We start from the raw sequence: 14,600 nt of genomic DNA on the forward strand, positions 1-14,600 counted from the left end.
CTTTTTAGGAGATTTGATTACATCATACACGCGGCTGGATAGGCGCGCAGGACCGGTGCCTCCACTGCCTTGCGTAACTCAGTTCAGGTGTAGCAGCATGTTGCACGGTTATCGGGCCGCGCGCACTCCTTATGCTGAGCGCTCACTGGTGATCAGCCTTCCATCCGTGTTTCAAGGCCGACGCTCAGAGTGCAATACAGTGTCACTGCTGCGCTGCACCTGAGCGCCCGACGGCATTTCGCACCCCCAATTGAACCACCTTACCCATTATGCGATGGATCGTCCGATGGATCTGGCACACCCGGATCCGGTAAATCGTGTAGAGGCATATCATCTGGACCGGGCGCAGAGGGGCCTTGCATTCCGTCGTTATCGAGACCGTCAGGATCGTCAGCCACTAACACCGCTGGGTCCGGAGCATCAGGTGCCGGCACGGCCGCATCCGGGTCAGCACCTGCCGCATCAAGATAGCCGCTCAAATACGAGACTTGCGTGGAAGGGGTGGGGGCAGCGGCCGGATCATGGCCAATCGCGTCGAAATAGGGCGAAAGCGGCGCGGCGTCTTGGACCGGCTCTGCAGCGGGGTGTGAGAAACCGTCTTCCGTTGATGGCGGGCTGCTACCAGCAGGATCCTCAGCGGCGGGCATATCGAGCGAGGCAGTGTCCACGATATCTTCATCAGGCGCGTCATGCACGGTGGCGGGCGCTGCGCCGCCAGGCCTCACGCCTTCATCAGTGCCGTGCACCGTTACGCTGATTGGGAACCGAACGCCATCAGGAGCCACAAGAGTCATTTCTTCAGGCGGAAGGGTCTCACCCGCCTTCAAGGCTTGGACATCCGGGTCGTTGTTGTCGCCAATATAGTTCCAGTAATAGCCTTTTTGCAGAAAGCCGTGTCCGTCCTCGTGGACCAGCTGGAACTTGCCATGGGCCACTGGGATATCGATGGAAGAGTGCATGTCCCATGTGACGGTTTTACCGCCAACCTCGATCTGCAGGTGGTCAACAGACCCATCCGTATCGCTGACCGAAAACTTCTGCCAATTTGTCGCGTCGTGAATATAGCTGGAGCCCGTAATTAGCACATCATTTCCATCCTCATGGGCATCCCCGGTCTGAACACCCGTAAATACTGCTTTGTCGTTGCTGCCCGTCACCGTGATGACCAGGTTTTCCGTGTCCGTCGCCCCGGCGCTGTCCGTGACGGTGACCGGAATGGTGATCTGCTGGGTCTGACCCGCGGCCAGATGCTGATAGGCGGCGTGGCCCGGGTCGAATGACCAGGACCCATCCTGGTTCATGGTGAAGCCATCGACCGGCTGACCGGCCGCATAGGTCTGGCTATCGCCGTGATCGACGTCGGTTGCCGCCATCTGGCCGGTGACGGTCTTGCCGTCCTCCGTGGCAGACGCCGTCTGGGCCGTGAGAACCGGCGCGTCATTTGTGCCGTGGATATTGATCTGGATCCGATGCGTGGTGCCGTCGGCCGAATGCACCTCGTAGATCGCATGGCCCACCTCGCCCGCTGCGAGGGCCTGTACGGCCGGATGGGTGTTGTCTACCCCATAGCCCCACCACCCGTTGGGCAGAATGTGCAGGTTGCCGCCGAAGGGATCCGAGACCGCGTGTTCGCCCAGGCTGTTGGACTGGAAGTGGTCGAAGGACGTGCCATCCGGATCGTGGACGCTCAGGATTCCGGACGTGTAAATCGGGTGTGCGGACGAGGGACCGACATTTCGGTCCTCAGTCAGATCGCCCGTGTCGGTGCCGGTGATGATTGCGCCATCGTCTGTCCCGGTGACCGTGATGACCAGGTCTTCCGTGTCGGTCGCCCCGGCGTGGTCCGTGACGGTGACCGGAATGGTGATTTGCTGGGTCTGACCGGCTGCCAGATGCTCATAGGCCGCATGGCTCGGGTCGAAGCTCCAGGACCCGTCCTGTTTCAGGGTGAAGCCGTCGACGGGCTGGCTCGTGGCATAGGTCTGGCTGTCGCCAGCGTCGACATCCGTTGCCGCCATCTGGCCGGTGACGGACTTGCCATCTTCGGTGGCGGACGCCGTCGCCGCGCTCAGCACCGGGGCGTCGTTGGTGCCGTTGATGGTCACGGTCAGGCTGTGCTGTGTGCCGTCAACACTGGTGACGGTCAGGGTATCGGTAAGCGGCTGGCTTCCCACACCCAGTGCCTGGATTGCCTGCTGGCTGTTGTCGGCCGTATACGTCCAGGCGCCTTGGGCATCGATGGAGAATGTGCCGTAGCCTCCGCTGCCCGGCTGGCCCGTCACCGCGGTGAAGCTGTCCTGCCCCGTGTCGGCGTCGCTCACCTGCAAGCTGCCTTGCACGGTCAGGTTTCCGCCGGTCAGGTTTTGGTCCTCCACAACACTTGCGGTGTCGGTTCCGGTAAAGCGCGCGCCGTCGCCGGTCCCCGTCACGGTGATCACGAGGTTTTCCGTGTCGGTCGCCCCGGCACTGTCCGTGACGGTGACCGGAATGGTGATCTGCTGGGTCTGGCCATCTGCCAGATGCTGATAGGCGGCATGGGATGGATCGAAGCTCCAGGACCCGTCGGCATTCATGGTGAAGCCGTCGACAGCCTGGCTCGTGCCATAGGTCTGGCTGTCGCCGTGATCGACATCGGTTGCCGCCATCTGGCCGGTGACGGTCTTGCCGTCCTCAGTGGCCGAAGCCGTCGCCGCGCTCAGCACCGGGGCGTCGTTGGTGCCGTTGATGGTCACGGTCAGGCTGTGCTGTGTGCCATCAACGCTGGTGACGGTCAGGGTATCGGTGAGCGGCTGGCTTCCGGCACCCAGCGACTGGATCGCCTGCTGGCTGTTGTCGGCGGTATAGGTCCAGGAGCCGTCTGCCGCCAGCGTGAAGGTGCCGTATTGGCCCGCACCCGCGGTCACCGGCGTAAAGGCTGCCTCGCCCGCATCCGGGTCTGTCACCGTTAAAAGCCCGCCAGCGGTAAGTTTTCCGGCGTTCACATTCAGATCTTCTGTCGCCGTATCGGTGTCGAGCCCTGAAATCGTTGCGGATGTGGTCGTCGTGCCGATCGGTGTCGGCGTCGTATTCGTCCCACCCGGAGGCGGAGTCGTGCCCGTAGGTGTTGGCGGTGTGTTCGTGCCCCCCGGAGGCGGCGTTGTGCCGGTCGGCGTTGGCGTCATGTGCATTCCACCTGGAGGTGGAGTCGTACCCGTTTGGGGCGGCGGCGTGTGCGTTCCACTATAAGGCCCTGAACTGCCACTGTGGGACACTTGCGCAGATCCTGCACCAGAAGGAGGCGTTTGGTATCTATGTATTGGAGTGGGCGCACCTGAAACAGTCCCTCGGTGGAGTGCCAAAGACGCCGGGCCAGCATTCACATCTTGAGAGAGGCTTGAGGTATCTGCCACATTCGGCGCTGAACCGCCATATCTGCTGTCAGGCACGTCTTGTGATCCACCAGACGCGGTCTGCACAGGAGGTGACTGAGGGCTTCCGGGCGTCTGGGCATGGGGTAGGGAGCCGTTATCGTGGGTCGGTGTGGTTCCTGATAACAGCAGCTCATCATTATCATCACCAGAAGTGTCCCCTTTCTCGGATGGTGGCTTGGCGGGCAGGGCCTCCGTCTCTTCGGCTTCTGAAGCCCAGCCAAACAGCTCCTCAGATTGGATTTTCTTCGTATCCTTGGCTTCCTCGGGGATTGTTTCTTCTGCAAGATTGATTGTTTTCTTGTTGGTTTTTTGATCGGTCATTGCAAAAGCTCCTACCTTTCACTGAGGGCCAGATCCAGATTGGTGAAGATCGGTTTCCAGATGTATTCAAAGACGGTTTTCTTGCCGGTGAGGATGTCTGCCTCCCCAGTCATGCCGGGCAACAATGCAAACTGTTCAGGGTTGTTGCGGAAGTAGGTAACGGGCACCTCAACCAAGACCTCGTAGTAGGCAGCGCCGCGTTCATCCACGATTGTTGTCGGGGAAACCTCCAGTACGCTGCCCTGCAGCGCGCCGTATCGGCTGAAATCAAAAGCATCTATCTTCAGGTTGACATGTTGGCCAACAGAGACGAAACCCACATCACGAGGCTGAAGCTGCGCGGCGAAGCGAAGGCCTACATCGCGAGGTACGATTTCCGCTACAATGCCCCCGGGTTCGATCACACGCCCCACGACGGTATCCGGCACCGATTGAACGTAGCCATAAACCGGTGACTTCAACTCAGTCGCGAGGGCTCTTTGGCGCAGTCGTGCAATTTGCTCATCGACCACGCGCCGCTCACCGTTGATTTCGGCAATACGAGCCCGCGCATCTGAAGCCTCATTTAGGTCAATGCGTTCCAAACTCTCTTGTAGCTCTGCTATTTCTGCCTCGATCACGGCTTTGCGCCCGGAAAGGGTGGCGAGTTCATAGTCGAACTTTGCTTCTTCCTTGACCGCCTCAACCAGCCTCGGCCGTGATGCTAAGCCTCGGTCAACCAAACCATGGAGCGTCGTGGTCAGCTCCTTTGCGACAGCCAGCTGCCGTTCCACCGCAGGCCGTTCGCTGCCAATGGCTTCAAGGTCCGCTCTTTTTTCTGCAATCTGGCGCTGCACCACTTGCCGTTCATTTTCCAAAAATGCCTCTCTGGACTCCAATGCGGCGACCTCCCGCTCAATCAGCTCGTGGATCGCTCGCTTATCCGCCTGAGGGATTTCTTCTTCGCCCATCTGTTCTACAAAAATCTCGACAGGCTTGATCACTGCTTCTGTCACACTCTGGAAATCAGGTTGTCGGCCCTCAACAAGTGACAGAAGGCGCTCTCTTTCAAGCGCCAGTCCCAGTGCTTTGGCTTGCGCTTCGCGTAACTCAGAGTGAACATCGTAGTGGTCGAACACGGCTATGGTATCGCCAAGTGAAACAATGTCGCCTTTACGTACAAGAACCGATGCCAAAGCTCCGCCATGTTCTGTTTGCAGTTGCTGCACCTCACTAATAGGCTCCACGACCCCTCTGGCTTTCGCGACTTCATCGATGGGTGTCAGAACAGACCAAGCGACGAACAGCACGAGGCACACGCCAATGGCAGCCGCTGCAAAATTCATCAGGCGAACCGCCTTGCCGTCATTCAACTCAAACTGTTCATCAAAACGGGAAGGCTTCATCAGCTCATCTCCTTGGACTGTGAAAGGGGCTGTGAGGCTGGAAGCGTGACCGGGCCGAAATAGACTGGCGCGCCGTCATCCAAAACAAGAGCATTGTCAGCCAATTCGGCAAGGGAGGTGTCGTGGGTGGCAAGAAAAACGGTTGCCCGTCCTTTAAGTCTGGCCAAGGCCTCACGAAGCTCGGCCCGCGCGCTCGCGGAGACAGAGCCACTGCTGTCATCGAGTACCACCAACGGGCACTTTGGATCAGCACCAGCACCGTTCTCATCAAAGCCCGCGCTCAAAAGCTCGGAGAGCGCATCTGGCCCAGAGCCGTTGCCGAGGTCCTCAAGACGTAAGAAACAAGTGGCGCGGGCCAGTTCATCAGGATCATATTGGGTAACAGAACGACCATTGATAGACATGCGCCCCGCTTGCGGCAGGAGAAGCCCGGAGACTATCTTCAAAAAGGTGGTTTTCCCAGATCCGTTTGGCCCCATGACAACGGTCAAGGAGCCCGGAACACATTCAAACGAAACACCAGTAATCGCGGGACCAGCGTTCTGATCATACTTGAAGTAAAGGCCTTTACCGCTGATTTCCGGTGCCCCGTCGTCCAGCTGTTCCAGCGCTGTTGACTTGGTGGGAGGCAAGCCCCAGGAAAGGGTCTCATCGAGATGTGAGATTGACTTTCGAATGACCTTCAGCCGTGGCAGGGCAAGGGAAAAGGCCTGTGCGGGGCCGGTAACCCTCCAGGTCAACAGCATTGTGCCGATAAGTGCACCTGCAGTGATCGCTCCATTCATGGCGAGTGCAAGCCCGGCGCACAACGTGGTTAGCGCTGCGCCAGTTCCCAGCACATAGGCAATTGACTGCAGTGCTGCGGCTTTTGTTGCCTGACGATGCTTGGTAAAGGCGGCCTGTCGGGCGGTTGATGCAAAGCGCGCGAGCCACGAGATGCCGTGGTCCACATTTCGGATATCTGTGGCCTTCGCACTCAGTTCAGTCAGAGCTTCAAGCCGCTTTGTGTTGGCGTTTTCCAGCTGCGGATCAAGCCGCTGACGGGTCTCGCTCAACAGCCAGCTCAATGAAAAAAACAGGATTAAATAGACCGCAGGCACAAGAGCCATCCAGCCACCGATAAAGGCGATCGCAAAGATGGACAGCGGCACGAACGGCGCATCGAATATGGCCGACGAGTTCTGCGAGGCAAACACCTCAGCGCTTTGGGAGGTAGCTTGCAAGCGGGCCTGAAGCCTCTGAAAGCCGAGCCTTTGGCGCATATCATGCGGGAGCCTCAAACTGCGTGACAACGACATGAGGCGGGTCGTCGCGCACAAACGGGCGTATTCTGCAGCCAAGAGCCGTGACCGCAGCATTCTAAGGATAAGAAGGGCCAGCAGCACAACACCAGCCCCGGTCATTAATGGCACAAGGCTTTGAGAGGCCTGTGCACCCAGAACCCGATCAAAGATCGCCATCGAGAAAAAGGGTATGGCAAGTGCCAAGGCATTGAACACAAGAGATAGAAACAACGCAATGCCCGCGACCTTTCCTATCCGTGCCCGTATGGAGGATGCGTGTACTGCGGCGATGGGGTGTTCTGGACTGTGAATGAAGAGCCGTTTCTTCGCGCCCTCCAATCGCCGCCGTATCTGGTTTGGGGCGAGGTTCGACGATGAGATCCATGTTTCTTGAGAGTCCTCTCTCACAAGCGCATGAACACCATCCTTGTCTTGAACAACGAGCGCGCCATCCAGGCCACTATGCCAAGCGCCGGGTATCTTTGCCTCAACGCTGGCCCCAACATCAATCAGATCAAGCACCATTGCAGCTTCATCGAGGCCTTGAACGCTTTCCCCCGACGGCAAAGCCGCTTTGAGAACGCCAGCAGATCTGCGCCATCCAAGCTCAGAGAGTACGCGAAGCAAAGCGCCTTCAAGGCCCATTCCTTGTTTTTCAGGCGCTTGTTCTGACACCCTGACATCAGAGGATCCGGCACGCAGATTTGACTGAAAGTTCATGCGGCGACCTCTGTAGTGTAGGGCTGTTGATCATGAAGTTCGACCAGGGTTCCACCCCGCGTGCCTGCATCGGCTGTGTTGTCGAACACGATGACTGTGGTTTTGCCATCAAGGCTTTTTAACAGCTTGGTGAGTTGCGCTGTTCCATCTGCGTCCAGGTACAAGAAGGGCTTATGCAGAATAAGCAGCTGCGGGGCACCCGAAAGAGCGCGAACAAGCGCCAACCGCTTGAGATGGCCATGTGAAAGCGGAATCCCGAGACCAGGCGCAAGAGAAGTTTGCACCCCATCTTTCAACCGCCCAATTGCTTCTGAAAGCCCGAGTTCTTCCGAAAGAGCGATCGCACGTTCTCTCGCATCCACGTCGAAGGCAGTCATGTTTTCCAATAGGGTGCCGTTGAACACGGTCGGGTTGGCACTGCAGACAGCAATATGACAGTCTTTGAAGGAGACGGGGGCACCGGCTTCGGTGAAGAGCTCAAGGCCTTGAAGCCACTCATTTTCTCCAGTCTCCCCGCATTCCAGTGCTTGGGCGAGTTCGCGAAACAGGGCTGCCTCATGTTGACCACTTTGGGCGTTAACGAAGAGGCATTGCCCGGGTTGCGCTTCAAGCTGCTGGTCCTTGACGCCAAACCGGAGCCCAATCATCTGGTCGCTTTGCGCCAAAGGGGCTTGAACAGTTGAGGTTGGGGGCGTTGAAAGCAGGTCGCGGATATTGCGATATGCAGAGGCTGAAACTTGTCGGCGCGCCAACGCATTGACGAGCCCTAGAATCCCGGCGACACCTCTTTGCCCCAAAATAAGGCAGGCCGCCAAGCCGCCGGTAGTCATGTCTCCCTTCAGAACGACCAAGGAGCCTATGCCGAGGACAGCGATCGTTGTGGCCAACCCTCCGGTCTGGGTCAGGTTGAGTGCAGCAGACAGGTTCCTTTCAGCGACCTCTTGTGCTGCGGCCCGCCGCTTCTCGCAGGCTCTCACATCGCCCAGGAAGTTACCAATGGTTCCGTGCTGGATTAGCTGATCCAATTGATCTCGATGGGTCATCAGCAGGCTTGTTTGTTCGGCAGAAGCATCAAAGAGGTGCAATCCAGCTTTTGCCTGTGTTCTTGCTGACAAAAGAACGAGCGCGCCGAAGATCGCAAGCACCACTAAAGGCCCAACGACTGTGGGGCCACCCAGAAACCAGACGAGAACAAGGAAGGCTATCGCAAAAGGCGCATCGAAGAGGGCAAGTGTTGACTGCCCTACCAGCACATCGTTGGACTTGTTGATTGCCGTAAACAGCGTCCATATGCGGCCCGGACCATATTCAGCAAGCTTCTTAGGGTCGATGGCGAGGAGTTTCTCAGCTGTTCCCAAAGATAATTTGTACTCGGCTTGAGCTGCAAGTCGCCCTAAAATGGAGGCACGGGCTTACTTCACAAGACCATCAAACAGGATGGCTAGGCCTACTGCTGAAAAAATGACAATCGCCGTGCCTACGGCTTGATTTGCGAGTATCCGATCATAGACCTGTATCAGCGCGAGCGGCAGAGCCAATGCTAGAATGTTTGAAATCAATGAGAGGCAGATCAACCAAAGGCGCGTGGTCATTAACTCGACCTTTTTAAAGAGTTTTTATTGGGGCTGAACTCCTTAGCCTTGCTGGCCGCCAAGCTAACCCATGGTCACGTTTAGCTTGAAGACGTAAAACCTGCCTTAAGGGAAACCTAAAAATGCAAGCGTTCTGCCGAATGGGCTCTTGCTCCCTGTGACAATACTGTTTGCAGCTGCGGTCATGCTGACTCGACATAAAGGCTGACCTGCTCCTCAAAGAACCCGCGACTATAAGTTAGCGCTGTTCTGTTTTTGGTATTTCCAAGACCATCTAGGATGCGCCAACGGTGTCAGCCCGTCGAGACTAGTATGGGGCGTTCGTGATTGTTATCGTCGCGCCATCAGGGAATTAGGGAGCCAGCGTGAGGTAGGTTATTAAACAGATGCTCGTTAAAGCACTCATCCCGTAGGCGACCAATGAAGCATTCGATAAAACCGTTTTGCATAGGATTGCCGGAGCGATTGATGTTGTGTTTGGCGCGGCTGAAGTGGCTGGCGCTGTTTAGATGTGCTCCGCTTCTGCAGGAACGGCCTGTGCTACGGCATCTGTCTTGGTGGCAGCCCATGGAGCGGATACGGCCGGTGCTGGTTTTGCGCAATTGATCACCGGAGAGGAGGCATTGCCTTTCGGTGTCCAACTGGTGATGCGCGCCACCGGCCTCGATCAAACCCAAGCATCATTGGCCTATGATCTGATGGCAATCGGGTTTGAGTTGAACGCTGTCAGATCGATTGCTGCGCAAGGGTATTGGTCCCTTGCAGTTTGGCTTTGGTGGGATGACCGGACTGATCCCTGCGGGCAGCAGACTTTGGCGGACAGCTTTGCTTTTGGCCTTCCAAAACATGGTAAGCCAAATCCGAACGGCTACCATCGCCCTAACACGTTCAGTCAGGCTTATGAGCACTGCCAGAACCATTCAGGGCAGGCAGTCGAACTCATTGAGCTCTTGCCGATTTAGCCTTTCCAGGAGGCCCTCATGGGAGTTTCGGCAGGGTCTATTGTCGGCGCGAACGTTTGGTATCTTGACTTATTCTTCAGGGGTGTAGCGGGTCAAGGCAATATAGGGGCTACAGTTTTCCAGAATGCACTCATAGGCTGGTTATGATGCGTTCTGTCCTTGTTTGGTCAAGAAGAATACAGCTAATCTTCTTATGGAAGTTCATTTGTTCCGATTGTCGATTTCGGCGAGTCTTCTTGCTTCTTGCTCGATTTGAGATTTCTTGCTGCGACCAAAAGAAACTATGAAAAACGAGCAGCCGCCACACCGAGCCCGCCAATCATAAAATAGCTGTCAGCAACGATAGCCGGAACATCAACGTCTTCTATCGAGTATAAAACCCGAATAAAATGATAATAGCCCCGACTATTCTGCTCAATATGTGAATTTCTCCCTCAGAACTTAAAACAGTTCTGGCATGAAAAACTTGCTGCCTTCAGGAACATGGTCAAATGAACTTCTGTAGACTTCGTATTCGACGCACTCAATCTCATCTATGAAGTTCCTTCTAGTGCGAATGCACTCGGCCTGTACTTTTATCCCATTGTTGAATCTGAAGCCGATATCGGCTAACGGATCATCCATCTGGTATTGAGCTGTACCAAAGTAGTTTTTGCCTTCGATGATTAGAAGATCATCGAGTTTGTCTCCACCAGGGTAATATTTGAACTCCAATTTCTTACCGTTAGGACTAACACCCTCAATCAATGCTGGCATACAGCCTTGGAGTGATACAAAAGTGAATGCAAAAGCTAGAATGATGAAAATTTTTTTGCGCATTGTTTACCCCCAATAAGTAAACTCATAGTATGTAATCATCAAATGAATGCAATCTGAAATTGCAAAGAGATGCATAAGCTTTTGGGGATATGTTTCCTGCCGTAAGGTCGCAGCGGCGCGCAGAATATCCGGCCAATTCTTCGCGATCAGATTTTCATGGACCTTGCCACCAATCAGACCGCGCAACTCCCTGGAGGCTGATGAGATGTCGAACACATACGGGCGTTGGTATCATAGGTCCCGAATACGAGGAATGCAGCGCTATCCCAAGAGAGCCGGAACGGAAAAGACATAACCTGTGAACCACCGGTGTCGGTATGGAACTCTCTGATCCGCTTGCCGGTTTCTTTCATCAGCACACCATCGAGGATGACGATCAGTTAACTCGCCGTAGCCAGATTGTTTTGGATAGCGGATTGCCCGAACTTGTCAGATACGCGGGCACAACTCGCCGTCACAACCCTCCTTTATCTCCGATGCATCTTGTAGTAGAACCCACCTGATTTCAGGGAACTTTTTGGGGCCTATGGCTTAGGGGATGGGGATGCGTATTATTTTCAGTGCATTGGTGTGTGCGTTTGTATGGTTGGCTCCTGCTGTGGCTGGCACATTGGAAGAAAATGTCAAACAGGCAGATTCTGGGGATGCCGGTGCGCAGTACAACCTCGGCGTCATGTACGCCAAAGGCCAAGGCGTGCCACAGGACTACGCAGAAGCGGCGAAGTGGTACCGCCTTGCGGCTGAGCAGGGGAATGCCGATGGGCAGTTCAACCTCGGCTTCATGTACGCAAAAGGCGAAGGCGTGCCACAGGACGATGCAGAAGCGGCGAAGTGGTTCCGCCTTGCGGCTGAGCAGGGAAATGCCGATGGGCAGTACAGCCTCGGCGTCATGTACGCAAAAGGCGAAGGCGTGCCACAGGACGATGCAGAAGCGATGAAGTGGTTCCGCCTTGCGGCCGAGCAGGGACTTGCCCATGCTCAGCACAATCTTGGCGTCATATGCTTAGAAGGCCTCGGCGTGCCGAAGGACTATGCAGAAGCAATGAAATGGTTCTACCTTTCTGCTGAGCAGGGGCACGCCCCTGCTCAGCACAATCTTGGCGTCATGTACGCACAAGGCTACGGCGTGCCGAAGGACGATGCAGAAGCCTACATATGGTTTGTCTTGGCTGCCATCAGTGGGAATGACAGGAGCGTGGAAGCGCGGGATATCCAAGGCGAACAGCTAGACCCTTTGTCTCGTACTCAGGCCCAGAAGAGAGCTAAGGAGCTGCATAGGAAGATCAACAACCACTGAGGAGCGCGGCCCTAAACGCCAAAAACCAACGGCAAGGCAGGGCAGTTCATACAGTCACTACTGGGGGGGATGGGCCTATGCCATTCCCTTCAAATCACCCCTCACACGCGGCGCCGACTTGCCAAGATGGCTTGGTAATCATCCCATAGTTAGCGGGGTTTAGTGACTTTGGCGCGGCGATATCCGGTAGGTCGACTTTGCTCTGGCGTGTCTCTTCGGCCAGTGCTGTGACGGGGTGATCACGAACGCTCTGGTAAAGCGGAGGCCCCTCAGGCGAGGCAAATCAAGACCCGCCAACATCAGAGCAATCGACTAGAGCCAAACGTGGCCAACGAGTTGGCGATGCCGGTCAGATACGCGGGTAGCACTCGCCGTCACAACCTTCCTTTATCTCCGATGCATCTTGTAGTAGAACCCACCTGATTTCAGGGTACTTTTGGGGGCCTGTGGCTTAGGGGATGGGGATGCGTATTATTTTCAGTGCACTGGTGTGTGCGTTTGTATGGTTGGCTCCTGCTGTGGCTGGCACATTGGAAGAAAATGTCAAACAGGCACACTCTGGGGATGCCGTTGCGCAGTTCAACCTCGGCGTTATGTATGCCAAAGGCCAAGGCGTGCCGCAGGACTATGCAGAAGCGGCGAAGTGGTACCGCCTTGCTGCTGAGCAGGGAAATGCCCTCGCGCAGGACAGCATCGGCGTCATGTACGCCAAAGGCCACGGTGTGCTGCAGGACGACGCAGAAGCGATGAAGTGGTTCCACCTTGCGGCTGAGCAGAGAAATGCCGATGCGCAGACCAACATCGGCTTTATGTACGCACAAAGCGAAGGCGTGCCGCAGGACTATGCAGAAGCGGCGAAGTGGTTCCACCTTGCGGCTGAGCAGGGAAATGCCGATGCGCAGACCAACCTTGGCACCATGCACAAAAACGGCCAAGGCGTGGTGCAGGACGACACAGAAGCGGTAAAGTGGTTCCGCCTTGCTGCTGAGCAGGGGAATGCCGATGCGCAGACCAACATCGGTAACATGTACAAACGCGGCCGAGGCGTGCCGCAGGACTATGCAGAAGCGATGAAGTGGTACCGCCTTGCTGCTGAGCAGGGGAATGCCGATGCGCAGACCAACATCGGCTTTATGTACGCACAAAGCGAAGGCGTGCCGCAGGACTATGCAGAAGCGACGAAGTGGTTCCGCCTTGCGGCCGAGCAGGGGCATGCAATTGCGCAGCACAATCTTGGTGTCATGTACGAACACAGCTATGGCGTGCCACAAGACTATGCAGAAGCAATGAAATGGCACCGCCTTGCTGCTGAACAGGGAAATGCCGATGCGCAGGCCAACATCGGCGCAATGTACGCCCAAGGCCAAGGCGTGCCGCAGGACTTTACAGAAGCTTACCAATGGTTTGTCTTGGCTGCTATTGGTGGGGATGAAAGGTACGTGAAGGCGCGGGATATTCTAGGCGAACAGCTAGACCCTTTGTCTCTTACTCAGGCCCAGAAGAAGGCTAGGGAGCTGCATAGGAAGATCAACAGCCGCTGAGAACGTCGAGCAGATCATCGAGATGCATGCAGCAGGCAGGTGCGCCTCCTGTTGCACCGCTCACCATGTTCGCCAGCTTGACGCACATTTCTAGCGTTCGACCAGAAAAGGTCTTTGATGGCGCCGCGGTCGCCCCCCTGATGAAAAGCTGTTAACCGAAGGTGCAAGCAGCACCTTGAGGATGCCGCCAGCGCCTTCCAGTGTGTATAAAACGATACCACTAATGAAAAGAACCAAGGGGAATGTGGCGGGGATGATCACCATACTGGATGGCGGCATGGGGCAAGAGCTGATTGCCCGCACTTCGGCCGAACCGACGCCCCTCTGGGCGACACAGGTCATGCTTGATGAGCCGGCGCTCGTGCGCGCGGTGCACGACGACTTTTTCGCCGCCGGAGCAATGGTTGCGACCGCGAACACCTACGCCATTCACCATGACAGGCTGATGCCGGCGGGGATCGATGACAAGTTCGAAGCCTTGCACCGCACGGCCTGTGAAATCGCCTGCGCGGCCAGAGATGCCGCCGGGGCTGGCCGCGTTGCCGGGGCGCTCGGCCCGTTGATCGGCTCCTACAGGGTGGGCCCGTTGCCCGAAGATGCTGTTGAGCGCTTCAGGGAGATTTGCCGCCTGCAAGCGCCGCTGGTCGATCTGTTTCTCATTGAAACCGCGTCTTCACTGGAACAGGCCCGCGCGGCAGTGGCCGGGGCGACTGGCCATGACAAACCGATCTGGCTTGGTGTCTCCGTGGATGACCAGGACGGCACGAAGCTGCGCTCTGGCGAGCCGCTGGAAGAGGTGATGCGCACGACCTCAAAGATTGATGCCCTGCTCATCAATTGCTCCACGCCTGAAGCGGTGAGTGCCGGTCTTGATGTCATCAAGACCGCTGACAGACCCTTCGGCGCTTACGCCAACGGCTTTACCCGGATTACCAAGAGCTTCGTCCAAGAAGGTGCGACAGTCTCGGAACTCTCTGCACGCTCGGACCTTTCACCGGCCGCCTATGCCGACTTTGCAGAGCACTGGGCGAAAATGGGCGCAACCATCATCGGCGGCTGCTGTGAAGTTGGCCCCGCTCATATTGCAGAACTCGTGCGGCGTTTGACCTGAACGCCGGAGACGCAGCAGCAGGGGCCTTCGGGTAAAGCACTGTTCGGAGGGGCGCTTTAAAAATGCCTGACGTTGCCCCATGTAGCTAGCCCAGTTTGAAATAGACTCTGGCCCATCGAGAAGGACCAGAGATGAAGCGCACCAGGTTCAGCGAAGAAC

General features: G+C 56.5%; 11 protein-coding genes. 4 read left to right on the forward strand and 7 right to left on the reverse strand.

Annotation, left to right across the window (positions count from 1 at the left end):
• Positions 1–260: 260 nt before the first annotated feature.
• The 6 genes from Q3Y58_RS17975 to Q3Y58_RS19530 form a co-directional block, all read right to left on the reverse strand.
• A complete protein-coding gene (locus Q3Y58_RS17975) occupies positions 261–3,731 on the reverse strand; it encodes a VCBS domain-containing protein (protein ID WP_319623207.1) in 3,471 nt (1,156 codons plus the stop codon).
• An 11-nt stretch (positions 3,732–3,742) separates the two neighbouring features.
• The gene (locus tag Q3Y58_RS17980) at positions 3,743–5,116 is read right to left on the reverse strand and encodes an HlyD family type I secretion periplasmic adaptor subunit (RefSeq protein WP_319623208.1); all 1,374 of its coding nucleotides are present in this window, start codon (positions 5,114–5,116) and stop codon (positions 3,743–3,745) included.
• Entirely contained in the window at positions 5,116–7,119 is a 2,004-nt protein-coding gene (locus Q3Y58_RS17985; RefSeq protein ID WP_319623209.1) for an ATP-binding cassette domain-containing protein, read from the reverse strand. Before Q3Y58_RS17985 ends, Q3Y58_RS17980 begins: the two co-directional genes overlap by 1 nt.
• Positions 7,116–8,477: an ATP-binding cassette domain-containing protein gene (locus Q3Y58_RS17990; RefSeq protein WP_319623210.1), complete on the reverse strand. Its 1,362-nt coding sequence runs from the start codon at positions 8,475–8,477 to the stop codon at positions 7,116–7,118. The genes Q3Y58_RS17985 and Q3Y58_RS17990 overlap by 4 nt, the downstream gene beginning before the upstream one ends.
• A gap of 54 nt (positions 8,478–8,531) precedes the next feature.
• Positions 8,532–8,711, reverse strand: coding sequence for a hypothetical protein (locus Q3Y58_RS17995; RefSeq protein WP_319623211.1), 180 nt, complete (start codon positions 8,709–8,711; stop codon positions 8,532–8,534).
• A 344-nt stretch (positions 8,712–9,055) separates the two neighbouring features.
• Positions 9,056–9,280 carry an integrase core domain-containing protein gene (locus Q3Y58_RS19530; RefSeq protein ID WP_413697842.1) on the reverse strand — a complete coding sequence of 75 codons (225 nt, stop codon included), beginning with the start codon at positions 9,278–9,280 and terminating at the stop codon, positions 9,056–9,058.
• Between Q3Y58_RS19530 and Q3Y58_RS18005 the strand changes: the two genes are divergently transcribed.
• Positions 9,221–9,673, forward strand: a complete 453-nt coding sequence (locus tag Q3Y58_RS18005; protein WP_319623245.1) for a hypothetical protein — start codon at positions 9,221–9,223, stop codon at positions 9,671–9,673. The genes Q3Y58_RS19530 and Q3Y58_RS18005 overlap by 60 nt on opposite strands.
• 441 nt (positions 9,674–10,114) lie before the next feature.
• On the opposite strand, the gene Q3Y58_RS18010 is transcribed toward Q3Y58_RS18005, so the two are convergent.
• Positions 10,115–10,492 (reverse strand): hypothetical protein, encoded by a 378-nt coding sequence (locus Q3Y58_RS18010; RefSeq protein WP_319623212.1) that lies wholly within the window; start codon positions 10,490–10,492, stop codon positions 10,115–10,117.
• A gap of 544 nt (positions 10,493–11,036) precedes the next feature.
• Between Q3Y58_RS18010 and Q3Y58_RS18015 the strand changes: the two genes are divergently transcribed.
• The 3 genes from Q3Y58_RS18015 (at position 11,037) to Q3Y58_RS18025 (ending at position 14,441) form a co-directional block, all read left to right on the forward strand.
• Complete coding sequence (locus Q3Y58_RS18015) at positions 11,037–11,789, forward strand: tetratricopeptide repeat protein (protein WP_319623213.1); 753 nt, start codon at positions 11,037–11,039, stop codon at positions 11,787–11,789.
• Positions 11,790–12,253: 464 nt separating this feature from the next.
• Complete coding sequence (locus Q3Y58_RS18020; protein ID WP_319623214.1) at positions 12,254–13,330, forward strand: SEL1-like repeat protein; 1,077 nt, start codon at positions 12,254–12,256, stop codon at positions 13,328–13,330.
• 223 nt (positions 13,331–13,553) lie between these two features.
• On the forward strand, positions 13,554–14,441 hold the full coding sequence (locus tag Q3Y58_RS18025) for a homocysteine S-methyltransferase family protein (RefSeq protein ID WP_319623215.1): 888 nt from the start codon (positions 13,554–13,556) through the stop codon (positions 14,439–14,441).
• The last annotated feature ends 159 nt before the right edge of the window (positions 14,442–14,600 follow it).

The sequence above is a fragment of the Nesiotobacter zosterae genome (assembly GCF_033843645.1).
Lineage (GTDB): Bacteria > Pseudomonadota > Alphaproteobacteria > Rhizobiales > Stappiaceae > Pseudovibrio > Pseudovibrio zosterae.

What these genes read in the sequence shown, in the direction of transcription:
- Q3Y58_RS18005 (WP_319623245.1), top strand. Translation starts at nt 9,221, where the DNA reads ATGTGCTCCGCTTCTGCAGGAACGGCCTGTGCTACGGCATCTGTCTTG.
- Q3Y58_RS18015 (WP_319623213.1), top strand. Translation starts at nt 11,037, where the DNA reads ATGCGTATTATTTTCAGTGCATTGGTGTGTGCGTTTGTATGGTTGGCT.
- Q3Y58_RS18020 (WP_319623214.1), top strand. Translation starts at nt 12,254, where the DNA reads ATGCGTATTATTTTCAGTGCACTGGTGTGTGCGTTTGTATGGTTGGCT.
- Q3Y58_RS17985 (WP_319623209.1), bottom strand. Translation starts at nt 7,119, where the DNA reads ATGAACTTTCAGTCAAATCTGCGTGCCGGATCCTCTGATGTCAGGGTG.
- Q3Y58_RS18010 (WP_319623212.1), bottom strand. Translation starts at nt 10,492, where the DNA reads ATGCGCAAAAAAATTTTCATCATTCTAGCTTTTGCATTCACTTTTGTA.
- Q3Y58_RS17995 (WP_319623211.1), bottom strand. Translation starts at nt 8,711, where the DNA reads ATGACCACGCGCCTTTGGTTGATCTGCCTCTCATTGATTTCAAACATT.
- Q3Y58_RS17980 (WP_319623208.1), bottom strand. Translation starts at nt 5,116, where the DNA reads ATGAAGCCTTCCCGTTTTGATGAACAGTTTGAGTTGAATGACGGCAAG.
- Q3Y58_RS19530 (WP_413697842.1), bottom strand. Translation starts at nt 9,280, where the DNA reads ATGGGCTGCCACCAAGACAGATGCCGTAGCACAGGCCGTTCCTGCAGA.
- Q3Y58_RS17975 (WP_319623207.1), bottom strand. Translation starts at nt 3,731, where the DNA reads ATGACCGATCAAAAAACCAACAAGAAAACAATCAATCTTGCAGAAGAA.
- Q3Y58_RS18025 (WP_319623215.1), top strand. Translation starts at nt 13,554, where the DNA reads ATGAAAAGAACCAAGGGGAATGTGGCGGGGATGATCACCATACTGGAT.